This is a genomic window from Allobosea sp. FBZP-16 (assembly GCF_002831785.1).
Taxonomy (GTDB): Bacteria; Pseudomonadota; Alphaproteobacteria; order Rhizobiales; family Beijerinckiaceae; genus Allobosea; species Allobosea lupini.
On sequence record NZ_LNCQ01000023.1, the window covers coordinates 66,575 to 79,159 of the forward strand.

8 protein-coding genes are annotated in these 12,585 nt (G+C 68.2%); 5 read left to right on the top strand and 3 right to left on the bottom strand.

Going from position 1 to position 12,585, the window contains the following annotated elements; genetic code table 11:
• The first annotated feature begins 27 nt into the window (after positions 1-27).
• Genes CXY91_RS10015 through CXY91_RS10025 form a run of 3 tightly spaced genes read left to right on the top strand, consistent with a single transcriptional unit; the run spans position 28 to position 5,104 of the window.
• On the top strand, positions 28-1,431 hold the full coding sequence (locus CXY91_RS10015; RefSeq protein WP_100960948.1) for a hypothetical protein: 1,404 nt from the start codon (positions 28-30) through the stop codon (positions 1,429-1,431).
• Positions 1,428-3,431, top strand: a complete 2,004-nt coding sequence (locus CXY91_RS10020) for a glycosyltransferase (protein ID WP_100960952.1) — start codon at positions 1,428-1,430, stop codon at positions 3,429-3,431. The genes CXY91_RS10015 and CXY91_RS10020 overlap by 4 nt, the downstream gene beginning before the upstream one ends.
• On the top strand, positions 3,428-5,104 hold the full coding sequence (locus tag CXY91_RS10025) for an exopolysaccharide biosynthesis protein (RefSeq protein WP_248307427.1): 1,677 nt from the start codon (positions 3,428-3,430) through the stop codon (positions 5,102-5,104). The genes CXY91_RS10020 and CXY91_RS10025 overlap by 4 nt, the downstream gene beginning before the upstream one ends.
• A 5-nt stretch (positions 5,105-5,109) precedes the next feature.
• On the opposite strand, the gene CXY91_RS10030 is transcribed toward CXY91_RS10025, so the two are convergent.
• The 3 genes from CXY91_RS10030 to CXY91_RS10040 form a co-directional block, all read right to left on the bottom strand.
• Positions 5,110-6,252, bottom strand: coding sequence for an acyltransferase family protein (locus tag CXY91_RS10030; protein ID WP_158673342.1), 1,143 nt, complete (start codon positions 6,250-6,252; stop codon positions 5,110-5,112).
• Positions 6,249-7,730, bottom strand: a complete 1,482-nt coding sequence (locus CXY91_RS10035; protein WP_100960955.1) for an oligosaccharide flippase family protein — start codon at positions 7,728-7,730, stop codon at positions 6,249-6,251. Before CXY91_RS10035 ends, CXY91_RS10030 begins: the two co-directional genes overlap by 4 nt.
• Positions 7,731-7,824: 94 nt before the next feature.
• Positions 7,825-9,801, bottom strand: coding sequence for an HAD family hydrolase (locus CXY91_RS10040; RefSeq protein ID WP_100960957.1), 1,977 nt, complete (start codon positions 9,799-9,801; stop codon positions 7,825-7,827).
• 264 nt (positions 9,802-10,065) lie between these two features.
• On the opposite strand from CXY91_RS10040, the gene CXY91_RS10045 reads away from it, so the two are divergent.
• Positions 10,066-11,415, top strand: coding sequence for an FAD-dependent oxidoreductase (locus CXY91_RS10045; protein ID WP_100960959.1), 1,350 nt, complete (start codon positions 10,066-10,068; stop codon positions 11,413-11,415).
• 75 nt (positions 11,416-11,490) lie between these two features.
• Positions 11,491-12,585 carry a glycosyltransferase family 4 protein gene (locus CXY91_RS10050; RefSeq protein ID WP_100960961.1) on the top strand — a complete coding sequence of 365 codons (1,095 nt, stop codon included), beginning with the start codon at positions 11,491-11,493 and terminating at the stop codon, positions 12,583-12,585.

Sequence of the window (12,585 nt, forward strand, 5' to 3'; positions counted from 1 at the left end):
GGCGCCACCGCGGAAGGCTCCGCTGCCATGAGCATGGAGCCGATCGGCGTGCTGACTATCCTGATCGGCCTGATCTGCCTGACACTCGGGACGGGCGCGCTCGTCCATGGGCTCGCGATCCTGGCGGTCCTGGGGGCAGCCGCGGCCATGCTGATCGGTGCCGCCAACATTCAGCCCGGGCATGTGATGCTGGTGTTCCTCGCCTTCGGCGCGCTGAGCCGCCGCCGCGAGGCCGCAGCCGCCATCCGCGCGCTGCATCCGAACGAGCCCGGCTTCTGGTTCGCCTGCCTCGTCATCTATGGTGTCGCCACCGCCTTCCTGATGCCACGCCTGTTCGCCGGCATCACCGAGATCGTCCCCCTCGGCACCACGGCCTTCGACGATACCGGCTCGACCGTGCCGCTGGCACCCGTCTCGAGCAACGTCACCCAGAGCCTCTATCTTTCGACCACTCTGCTCTGCCTGGTCACACTGACCGCGATCGCTGGGACGCGTCAGGGCTTCTCGGCCGTCTTCAATGCGCTGCTCGCCTGCTGCATCGCCAATACGGTCTTCGCCGTCCTCGACATCGCGACCTATGCGACCGGCACGCAGGAGTTGCTCGGCTTCATCCGGAACGCCCGCTACACGCTGCACACCGACACCGAGATCGCCGGTATGAAACGGATCGTCGGCTCCTATACGGAGGCTTCGGTCTTCGCACGCTCGACCCTCGGCGTGCTCGGCTTCACCGGCACCTTGTGGCTCTGCGGCGTGCGACCGGGGCTCACCGGCTCGATCGCCGGGCTCTCGCTCGTCCTGATCGTCCTCTCGACCTCCTCGACCGGCCTGGCCGGCGCTCCGGTGATGCTGCTCCTGCTCCATGCCTTCGCCATGACCCGGCTCGTGCTGGGCAATGCGGCGCGGCAGGCGACCTTCTTCGCCCTCGGTGCTCCGGTCATCGGTCTGGCGGTCGTCCTGCTGCTTCTGCTCGACGCCGAAGCGATCGCGAAGATCTACGGCTATGTCGACCTCGTCGTGCTGAACAAGGCGAGTTCCGATTCCGGCATCGAGCGCAGCTCCTGGAACGTGATCTCCTTCCAGAATTTCCTCGACAGCTGGGGGCTCGGCGTCGGGGTCGGCACCGCGCGCGCCTCGAGCTTTGCGGTCGCATTGCTCGCGAGCGTTGGCGTTCCCGGCGCACTCTTCTATGCGGTCTTCGTCTTCGAATGCTTCCTGCGCCCGCGCGGCCAGCCGGGGAGCCTCGAGGCCGACATCGCCGTCGCCGCGCGCAACGGCTATGCCGGCTTGCTGATCGGCGATCTGCTCGTCGGCCCGATCATCGATCAGGGCTTCTTCTTCTGCATGCTGGCCGGGCTCGCGGCCGCGATCAGGCCGCGAACCTCCAGCGTCCCCAGGGCTGTCCCTTCGTTCACCGGAGCGAGAATATGACCGAGACCTTCGCGGTGAACGGCCGCTTCATGGCGCAGGCAATGACCGGCGTGCAGCGCTATGCGCACAACGTCGTCGCCGCGCTTGACGAGAGCCTGGCGGCCGCCGGCCAGAGAGCCGTCCTCGTTGCACCGCAGGGTACCGACACCCCTGCGCTGCAGGCGCTCGATACGATCCGGGGCGGGCGATTGAAGGGGCACGCCTGGGAGCAGATCGAGCTGCCGCGCCTTTGGGGAGGGCGCCTCCTCAACCTCTGCAACACGGCGCCGGCCATAAAGGGCGACCAGATCGTCTGCATCCACGACGCCAATGTCTTCACGGCACCCGAGAGCTACAGCCGTGGCTTCCGCGCCGCTTACACCACGCTGCAGCCGCTGCTGGCACGCCGCAGCGCCAGGATCGCCACCGTCTCGCACGCCTCCGCCCGGCAACTCGCGCGCCACCTGCCGCTTCGCGCCGCCGAGATCGCGGTTCTCCCGAACGGCCATGAGCATGCCCTGGCCTGGGACCCGGCCAAGGCGGATCGGGCTCGGGCGCTGTTGGCGGCACCGGAGGTTAATGAGCGGCCTTTCGTCCTGGCTTTGGGCTCGCAGGCCCGCCACAAGAACCTCGCGCTTCTCGCCACGATCGCGCCGGCCCTGGCCGAACTCGGCGTCGATATCATCGTCGTCGGCGGCGGCAGCGGCATCTTCGCGCCGGAAGAGCGCGCGCAAGCCGCCAACCTCAAGCTTCCGGGGCGGGTCAGCGACGACGATCTTGCCTTCCTGCTCGAGCGGGCGCTTTGCCTGGCTTTCCCATCCTGGACCGAGGGGTTCGGCCTGCCGATCGTCGAGGCGATGGCGCGGGGCTGCCCGGTCGTCTCCTCGAACTGCGCCAGCATGCCTGAGGTCTGCGGCGACGCCGCGTTGCTGGCATCGCCCGCGGATCCGGAAGCGTGGGTCGAGCATGTCAGAACACTGCTGGGGTCGGCGGCGCTGCGGCAGGAGCTGAGCGGGCGCGGCCGCGAGCGTCTGCCGCTATTCTCCTGGCGCAGCAGCGCCGAGGGCTACCTCGAGCTGGCGCAATCGCCGAAGGCACATCGCGCCACGCCGCCCGCGCCGACGATCCAGGCCCCGCGCATCGCCGCCGTGATCGCCACTCGCGGCCGGCCGGAGGTGGTGACGCAGACCGTCCTGCATTTGCTCGCCCGGCAGAGCTTGAAGCCCGACAGCGTCATCGTCTCCTGTATCGATCCGGCCGATGCCGGCGAGTTGCAGGGGCGAAACGACGTCGTGGTGCTGACCGGGCCGGCCGGGCTCGCTGCGCAGCGTAACACCGCGCTCGCGAACCTGCCGCCCGGCACCGAGATCGTCGCCTTCTTCGACGACGATTTCGTCGCCCATGAGGATTGGCTGGCGACGGCCGCCCGCACTTTCCGCGACGAGGCCAGCGTCGTCGCCTTCACCGGCCGGGTCCTGGCCGACGGGGTGGGGGGCCCCGGTATCGAGCTTGCGGAGGCGATGAGGCTGGTCGCGGCTCCGCCGGCGAGCGACTGGTCCTGGGTCGAGCCCTACAGCCCCTATGGCTGCAACATGGCCTTTCGCCTCGCCAGCATCGGCGACCTGCGCTTCGACGAGCGGCTCGTACTCTATGGCTGGCTGGAGGATCGCGACTTTGCGGCAGGGTTGGCCCGCCGTGGCGGCCGCTTGGTCAAATCCGCCGATGCGATCGGCGTCCATATGGGCGTCAAGGGTGGGCGCATGGCCGGCGAGCGCTTCGGCTATTCGCAGATCGTCAATCCGCTCTACATGCTGCGCAAGGGCACGATGACGCTCGGCCAGGTCGCCGACCACCTCTTCCGCAACATGTCCGCCAATCTCGGCCGCTCGCTGCGCCCCGAGCCGTTCATCGATCGACGCGGCCGTCTCCTGGGCAATCTGCTCGGGATCGCCGACATCCTGCGCGGGCGCATGCAGCCCGAGCGCGCCGCCGCCTTGCAGCCGAGGGGTAAGTTCAGATGATGCTGGGAAAACCGGGCGCATCCGGCGCGCCATTCCGTATCCTGCCGCTGCCGGACCCGGCCATGGCGCCGGTAAGCGATGGCCCGGTCGCCCTGCTGCGGACGATCGGTGCCGCCGGCTTGCGGCACAAGGGCAAGCTGGCCGTCTGGGTCGCGCTCTGCCTGGCGGCTGGCTTCTTCTATGTTCGAACCACGCCGCCGACCTATAGCGCGGCGGCGACCGTGCTGCTGGAGCCGCGGCGGCAGGCTCCGAGTTCGGCGCGCGAGATCGCGGCACCGAGTTCGCTCGACCTGAATGCCGCCGACAGCGAACTGCAGGTGATCCGCTCGGAGCGCTTGCTCAGCACCGTTTTCGACGCGCTGGCCCTGAGCGATCATCCTGAGCTCGGACCACAGTCGCCAGGTCCGTTGCAGGCATTGAGCGGTCGCATCACAGGCGCGCTTCGCGGTGCCTTGGTGGCATTGGGACTGTCCCAGCCGCCGAGCCGGAGCGCGGAAGCGTCGCTGCGTGTCGATCCGCGCCGCAACGCCTTCGAGAATTTTGTGCGGCGTTTCTCGGCGCGCCGTGTCGGCCAGTCCTATGTGCTGGAGATCGCCTATTCCTCAGCCGATCCGGAGCTTCCGGCGCGCGTCGCCAACGCGGCCGCCTCCGCCTATCTGCTCCAATCCGTATCCTTCAAGGCCGACGCCGCGCGTAGCGGCGCGGAGTTCCTGCAAGGCAGGCTGGACACGCTCGCGACCCAGGTCCGGACCGCGGAAGCGGCTGTCCGCAGCGGCACGTTGCCGGCGCAGCCGATCCCCGATGCGGATGCCAGGATCATCGGTGCCGCCCAGATGCCGCTCGGCCCGTCGGCACCGCGCGGCAGCCTGATCATGGCGTTCGCCGGCGTCTTCAGCCTGCTCAGCGGCCTGTTCGTCGCCGTGCTCGCTTCGGTCTTCGACCGCCGCGTCCGCCTCCCGCAGGACCTCGTACGCGAAACGGGCCTGCCCTGCCTCGGCGTTGTGCCCCAGGTCGGGAGCTGGGGCGGGCAAGTGCGAGCCTCGGGCCCGGACAAGTCGCTGCTGGTGACGCGCGAGGACGCCGGTCCCTTTGCCGCGGCGATCCGTGATCTGCAGACGGCGATCGAGATCGCCTGGGGCGCGGGCCGCTCCCAGGGCAGCCCGGTCGTCGCGATCGGAGCGTGGCGGGCAGGTGCCGGCGCGACGCTGCTGACGATGAATCTCGCGCAGCTGATCAACCATCGCGGCCGGCAGGTCAGCGTCATCAGCCCTGATGCCGCCCGCACGCAGGCCGACCACGGCAAGGAGGGGGCATCGCTGACCGACGTGATCGCCTCGGGCAGCGCGGCGCCGGCGGCCTATGCCAACGTCGAGGGGGTTCACCTGCTGCCGATCCGCTCGGCGACGCCGCAGCTCAACCGGTTCGTCGACTTTCGGGATCCGCGCGCTGCCCTGGTCGTCGCTCAGGCGAGACAACGCGGCGAGGTGCTGATCGACCTGCCGCCGCTCGGCGAATCCTCCGATGCGGTCGCCCTCGCGACCCATGCCGACATCGTCGTCCTCGTCGCGGCTGAAGGCGTGACGAGCCATGACGAGCTCAACGAGGCATTGGGTTCTCTGCGGCGCGCCGGCATCACCGTCATCGGCGCCGTGATCAATCGCAGTCGATCCTGATTGTCTCAGCCGGCTGCGCCGCGCATGTCGCGGCGCCCGATCGGGATTGTGCGAAGCCGCCGGCGCAAGCCACCGAGCAGTCCAAGAAAGGGCCGCTCGAGCCAGCGCTCGGCGGCGTAGGCGATGGCGACCATGAGCAGCAGGCTCCCGGCGACGAGGCAGGTGAGCAGCGGCGCGTGTCGGCCTGCGCGCAGGGCGGCTTCCGCCACGACCGTGTAGATGAGCGGGACGTGGATGAGATAAAGCGGGAACGAGATCGCGCCGAGGAAGCGCCCGCTCCGGCCCGAGAGCCAGGTGACAAGCAGACCGGAGCGCAGGCAGCCATAGACGACGAGCAGCGCGCCGAGCGGATAGAGCAGGCCGCCCTTCTTCTCCGGATTCAGCGGCTCCGGCAGCCAGTCGAGACCGAGCTGGCGCGCCGCATCGCCGCTTTGGGAGCCGATCAGGAGACCCAGGAGCAGCGCGGAGATCGGCAGGGCTGACGGGAGTCGGCCGGCCGCCCAGACCTCGCGCAGGACGATGCCGAGCGGGAAGCAGACATAGTCGTAGCGTCGCAGGGCGATGAAGATCACGGCGCTGCCGATCGCGATCGCCAGCCGGGATCGGGAGCTTGTGAAAGCGCAGGCGGCAAAGCAGAGAATCGAACCGAGCAACTCGGGCCGCATCGTCCACAGGACGTTGTTGAAGAACGAGCCGCCGGTCAGGAAGATGCCGGCCATGCCGTTGTAGATCGCGGCTGCCGGACCGGGGATGGTCTCCTGATAGGTCCAGCCGAGCCAGCGGCTGCCGGTGAGCGCCGCGAGGTCGGTGGCGGAGGTCGGAAACAGGCTCAGCAGCAACCAGGCCACGAGCGTGCTGGCGGTCGCCGGGATCGCCAGCCGCAGATAGCGGATGACGACGTCGATCCAGATCGGATCGGATTTGCGCAGCGTTGCATTGGTCACGACGAAGCCGCTCAGCACAAAGAACACCGAGACGGCGAAGGTGCCATTCCAGAGCACGGCGAAGGGCGTATAGGCGAGCCAGTGCGCGCCGGGCTGCTGTTCCGCCACGAGCCATGGCACCAGCGCCGACATCAGGTGGAAGATCACGACCGCGACCGCAGCGACGCCGCGCAGCCCGTCGAGATGGTCGAGTCTCTGGCTCACCAGCCTTCCCCGATCTTGGCAGATCCGCTCCGCGGTCGCCACCAGCGGTCGGAAAGATCAAGGCGTCCGGCGCCGATCGCGAGCCGCATGCCGCAGGCGAGAAGCCCCAGCCCGTAGAGCAGAGCTCCAAGGGCCGCAATGGCGATGAGCTCGGCCAGGGCCGGCAGCTGCCAGGCGGCGACGGGGCCGCGCAGGGCGAGCACCCCGGCCGTCATGATGGCGCCAGCGAAGGCGACCTTCCAGAGATTGAGCAACTGCTCGGCGATGCCGATCGCGAGCAGGCTACGAAGCCAGCGCAGGAAGAAGGCCGCCATGACCGCGGCCGCGACCAGCCGGCCGGCCGCCATGCCGACGGCCCCCCATTGCAGGAAGCCGATGGTGACGGCGGGTACGCGAATGGCGAGGTCGTAGAGATTGAGCCGGAAGATCACCTCGGGACGGCCCAGCGCCAGGCTCAGCGAATACAGCGTCTGGAAATAGGGCGTCGCCATCACCGAGAGCGAGAGCAGGCTGAGCAGCCAGTCGGCACCATGCCATTTCGGGCCGAGCAGGACCTCGACGATCAGGTCCGAGGTCAGGGCGATGCCCAGGCTGCACGGCACCGAGGCCAGCATGCTGAAGCGCGCCGCCTTGAGGAAGGCGAGCCGCAGCCGCTGATCCTCTCCCTTGATCCGGGCGAAGGCGGCCATGATCGGCTGCAGCGCCGGGCCGATCAGGCTCTGGGTCGGCATGACCGAGAGATCGGCCGCGACCGCATAGCGCCCGAGCACTTCCTTGCTGCCGCCGAGCCCGAGCAGGATGCGATCGAACTGCCAGTTCACCGCCGAGACGAGCTGCGCGCAGGTGAACCAGCCGACGAAGCTGGCGAAATCCGACAGGCGGGACAGCGACAGTGCCGGGCGATAGGGCGCGAGACGATAGGAGATGGCGCAGCCGAAGACGGGGGCGGCGACGAAGTTGACGACGAGCGCCCAGTAGCCGCCGCCGAGCAGGAGCGTCGCGATGGCCAGGCAAAAGGCAGCGAGCTTGCCGCCGGTCTCCAGCAGGAAGTTCCGCAGGAAGCCGAGCTCGCGGATGAACAGGATGAGGCCGGGACTGGCGAGGCCTCGCGCGATCGGCGCGAAGGCGAGCGCGAGGATCACCGGTACGAGTTGTGGGTCGCCGTTGATCCAGGAGAACGGCCAGGCGACGGCGAGCAACAGCAGCGCGATGGCAAGGCCGCGCAGAGCGCCGAGAGTGAAGCCGGTGTCGAGATGGGCCTTGTCGACATGGGGCAGGCGAACCAGGGCCTGCGTCACCGGGATCTCGAGCACCATGTCGACGATCGCGACGCAGGACATGGCCAGCGCCGTCAGGCCGAAATCGGCCGGCGTCAGCATCCGCGCCATGATCAGCAGCGTGAAGAAATCGATGAACCGGCCGAGGAAGCGCGAGGCGACCAGCCAACCGGCGCCCCGGAGGGCTTTCATAGCCAGCATGGCGATCCCTTCTCGAGCAGAGCGGGCAAGCGCAGATGCCGGGCGCGCGCTACCACCGCAGCTATCGACTTGGCCTCGATCACCCCATTCCGCATCAGCGATGGAAGCCGGCGGAGAGCCCGCGCAGGGCATGAAAGGCTTCGAGTGCCGTGAGCAGCGGCAGGCGCGTGCGGGGGAAGGCGCGCGCGATGGCGCCCTCCCGCCAGAGCTGGCTGCGGATCGATGCGATGCGGGACAGCATGCCGCCGGACAACGCCTCGCCATCGCCGACGACGCCGGCCCGGCCGAAATCGACGGACCGCTCGCCGATTGCCAATGCCGCGAGATCGGCCTCGACCGGGCGAGTGACCGCCCGCCTAAGCCAGGGCCAGGCACGAGCCGCATCGGCCATGACTGCTGCGCCGCTGCCAACGCCGTCGATATAGGCGAATGCGCCGGCCAGCAGCGGATTGCCGATGCTGGGATCGACCGCGCCGAAGGCGATGTCGCCGGCATTGCAGACGACTTCGCCGTTCTCGTCTTCCGTGAACGAGCGCACCGACGGGATCGCCGGCTCGAACAGGCTTTCGATCAGTTGCCAATAGCGCAGCACCGTGGAGCGGACTGCGAAAGGACTGTAGCGGTTGCGTTCCACCGCGAGCCCGACCACCCGCGGAAAATGGTCTTCGCTGAGACCCTTGTAGTTGCAGCGCGCGAACTGGATGGTCTCGAAGCTCAGATCGGGCAGGCCGGCTGCGAGCAGGCGCTGCGTGCTGCCGTAGAGGCCCGTATCGCACAGGATGATCCGTTTCGCGCCAGTGCTGACCGAGGCGAGATGGCGCCGGAAGAGCGCGTTCTGCCGATCGATGTCGGCCAGGATGTCTTCGCCGGCAGGCCGCTCGAGCATCGCGAAGAAGCGCTCGGGCACGAACGGCTCGTCCCATGACTGGAGAAGCTCGTAGCGTTTGCCGCCCAGCGCGGCGGCGACATCGGCGAAGCTGGCGCCACTGAATTCGCGGCCGAGCTCGTCCAGCGCAGCGCCGCTACGGGCCATGATGGCGGCCCGGGCCGCAACCAGTCGAGAAATCATGAGGTTCTCGCGCGGCAGCGCGAGCGGCAGGCTCAGGCGTTCTGCAAGGCGCTCGAATGCCGCCCGGATGCCAAGACCGCCGCGGGCACAGAACAGCAGCGCGGCATCTCCGCGCTTGCCTGCTTCGTCGGCGTAGAGCCAGATCGCCAGGCAGAACTCGGCCACGATCGGCCCGAGCACCTCGCGTCCGAAGCTGTGGGGGTCGCTGACATGTCCCGCCGGCATGCGTCCAGGGGCCGTTGGCCGGCGAAGCACCCGGCCGAGTTCGCTCGCCGCGCCGTGCAGGCGCGACAAGCGGCGGCGCAGCCTGGGGCGCGGGAGATGGAGGGTCCGCAAGCCGAGCGCCGAGGGCACGACGTGGTCGGCGAGCCGATCGTCGCCGACATGCAGGGTCCGCCGGGCGTCGATCCTTTCCGTGGCGAGGACGGCATGGAAGAGGTCGCCGCGCCGCTTGGTCAGGCCGAGATCGGCGCTGGAATAGATCCTGTCGAGCAGGTCGGGGCCGTGGACATGCGCAACGAGCGCCTCGAGCGTCGCGGTCGGCAGCGCGATGTCACTGATCGCGACGACGCGGCGGCCTTCGCCACGGCAGCGGCGCAGCAGCGCCACCAGCTCTCGGTTTGGCCGCAACGAGTCCTTTTCGATGGCGAGCTCGATCGCGAGACGGATCTCGCACAGCTCCTCCACCCCCGCCTTCGGTACTCCGAGCATGAGGAGCTGACGCCGGATGATGTCGCGCAGCACGACCTCGCCGTCCTGATCGGCCATGTCGAGTGCGCGATAGGCAAGGCGCTGCGCTGCGAGGCGCGCTTCGACCAGCGAGCTTTCCGCCACCCTCAGGCCTTGTTCGACCAGTTTGCGAGCAAAGCGGCGTTCGCCGGCGATAATCCGTGCGCGCTCCGAGCGGAGTGTGCGCAGCAGCAGGGTGTCGAACAGGTCGGTCGAGATCAGCTCGACCCCGTCCAGCAGAGCCGCTTCGTCAGGATGTGGCCAGCCCGGCATCATACGCTCCGTGCCCAGACGCAAGGGTCGAGACCGTCGCGACAACGACGGCTGCATGCACAAAGGCATGCGTTACGCAGATGAAAGCAGGGACCGTGCCAGTCCAGCCCGGGCATCTTTTTCAATCGCGGGGGCAATTGCTCATTCGAATCGCAATCGCTGCGCGAATGAGCAGGAAAAGGATCGCCATGGTGACGAGTCTTGCTTTCAGCTGATCTTGCAGGCGACTAGCCTTGTTGCATGTCCGATCGATGGGGCTCGGGGATGGAAGAGACTGTCCAGCGAATCGACGATGCCGACAGCATGGCTGCCCAGCACTGCGATGCGATCGTCCTCGGCGCGGGCGTTTCGGGCCTGGTCGCGGCCTCGGTCCTCGCCCAGCAAGGTTGCAGGCGGATCGTCGTCGTCGACGAATACGCGCATCTCGGCGGGAACCATATCGACTGGTCGTCCGGCGAGTACACCTTCGACATCGGCAGCCTGATCTTCCAGGACGATTCGCCCCTGCTGCAGCATTTCCCCGAGGTGCTGCCGCTGTACGTGCCGATCGAGCCGCGTTGGGCCAGGCTGAACCCGCAAGGATTGATCACCGCTTATCCGATCTCGGTAAAGGACGACATCCTGCGCGCCGGGCCGGCCGAGGTCGCCCGGATCCTGATGTCGGCGGCCTATGCCCGCCTGTTCAAGCGGCGTATGCGCAATGCCCGCGAATTCGCCCGTCACTGGATCGGAGCGAGGCTGCTGCACCGCTCGGGCCTCGATGCCTACATGACCCGGTTCTACGGCATTGCCTCCGACCAGATCGGCATCGAACTGGCCCGCAAGCGCATGCAATGGATCAGTGAGCACGCTTCGCTGCGCGGCCTTCTCGGCCGCCTGCGCCGGGCGAAGCCGCAGGGCCCGGCCAACCGGCAGATGGCGCGACCGCGCGAAGGCTTCGCCACGCTTTACGCTGCCGCAGCTGCATCGTTGACGGCGCGCGGCGCCAGCTTCCTGCTCGGGGCAAAGATCGACCGGATCGAGAAACTCGACAATCGCTTCGTCCTTTTCCGCGAGGGAAGGGCGATCGTCGCCGATCGGATCGTCTCGACCATTCCAATCCGGCGCCTGCAGGCGCTCTGCAATCTGCCGGTCTCGCAGGAACTGGAGACGATCACGCTGCTGGCGCTCTATTTCAGCTTTGACGGCGCACGCGGCTTCGATGAGGAGATCATCTACAATTTCTCCTATGACGGCGCCTGGAAGCGCCTGACCATGTATTCCGATTTCTACGGCCGGGCGCAGGGGCGCGAATATTTCGGTGTCGAGGTGATCGCCAACCATATCGGCAAGTCCATCGCCCAGGCCGAGGCGGATTTCCGTGCCCATGTCGCGGCGAATGGATTGTTCCGCGGCGATCTCAGGCTCGAGGGTGGCCAGCTCCTCGACAATGCCTATCCGATCTATCGCGACGGCGCCGACGAGAGCGCCGCCGAGGCGGTCAAGGCGCTGAAGACCTTCGGCATCGAGTCCTTCGGGCGGCAGGGCGGCTTCAATTACCAGCCGACGGCGCGGGTCTCGACGATCGAGGCCGAGGCGGCATTGCGGAGCGCCGCAGCGATCCCGGCACGGTAAATGCAAGGCTCGTAGTGCCCAGCGGCGCAGAGGCGCGAGCGCAGGCGAGATGCGGTCCGAGCAGCGTGATGGGCCATGCGTATCCTCCATTTGCTGAATCACACGACGCAGTCCAACGGCCATGTCCATGCCGCCGTCGATCTCGCCTGCGAGCAGAGCCGTCTCGGCCATGTCGTCGCCGTCGCCAGCGGTGGGGGCGATTTCGATGCGCTGCTCGTCCGCAACGGCATCAAGCTCTTCACGATCGACCATCGGCGAAAGGCAAGGACGCTGTTGGGGTCGGCCTGGGCCCTACGGCAGGCGGTGGGCAGTTTCGGCGCCGACATCGTCCATGCCCATATGATGACCAGCGCGGTGCTGGCCTGGCCGATCTGCAAGCTTGCCGGCATCCCGCTGATCACCACCGTTCACAACGAGTTCGAGAAGAGCGCCATCCTGATGGGCCTCGGCACGCGCGTCATCGCTGTCAGCGCCGCCGTGGGCGCCTCGATGCGCCGGCGCGGCGTCCCGGCCGCCAAGCTCCGCGTGATCCTCAACGGCACCATCGGCTCGGCCCGCCTGGCGAACCGCGAGACCACGCCCGTCACGCTCGCCTCGCCGAGCATCCTCTTCGTCGGCGGCCTGCATCCCCGCAAGGGCCTGGCCGATCTCTTCGCGGCCTTCGATCTGGTCCATCGCCAGCACCCGCAGGCGCGCCTGCATATCGTCGGCGACGGGCCCTTCGCCCAGACCTATCGCGAGATGGTCGCGGGCCTCTCCTGCCATGAGGCCGTGCGCTTCGAAGGCAGCAAGGCGGACCCCTTTCCCTGGATGCGCGGCGCCGACATCTTCGTCCTGCCCTCCCATGCAGACCCTGCGCCGCTCGTCCTGCCGGAGGCGCGGGAAGCGGGCTGCGCCATCGTCGCGACCCGCGTCGACGGCATTCCCGAACTGCTCGAAGGTGGCGAGGCCGGCGTGCTGGTCCCGCCCCGCGACCCCGATGCGCTTGCCGCCGCTCTGTCCAGGCTGATCGCGGAGCCAGATGCGATCAGCCATTGGCGGGGGCGCAGCCAGTACCGGGTCGACCATCTCAGGATCGCGCGCGTCGCTCGCGAAACGCTCGATCTCTACGACGAGGCGGCCCTGCAACTGGGCCGCAAGGCCGGATCGGTTCTGCCGCGTACCGGTTGA

Coding starts and splice junctions, on each gene's coding strand:
- CXY91_RS10045 (WP_100960959.1), top strand. CDS start 10,066: ATGGAAGAGACTGTCCAGCGAATCGACGATGCCGACAGCATGGCTGCC.
- CXY91_RS10035 (WP_100960955.1), bottom strand. CDS start 7,730: ATGCTGGCTATGAAAGCCCTCCGGGGCGCCGGTTGGCTGGTCGCCTCG.
- CXY91_RS10020 (WP_100960952.1), top strand. CDS start 1,428: ATGACCGAGACCTTCGCGGTGAACGGCCGCTTCATGGCGCAGGCAATG.
- CXY91_RS10015 (WP_100960948.1), top strand. CDS start 28: ATGAGCATGGAGCCGATCGGCGTGCTGACTATCCTGATCGGCCTGATC.
- CXY91_RS10050 (WP_100960961.1), top strand. CDS start 11,491: ATGCGTATCCTCCATTTGCTGAATCACACGACGCAGTCCAACGGCCAT.
- CXY91_RS10040 (WP_100960957.1), bottom strand. CDS start 9,801: ATGCCGGGCTGGCCACATCCTGACGAAGCGGCTCTGCTGGACGGGGTC.
- CXY91_RS10025 (WP_248307427.1), top strand. CDS start 3,428: ATGATGCTGGGAAAACCGGGCGCATCCGGCGCGCCATTCCGTATCCTG.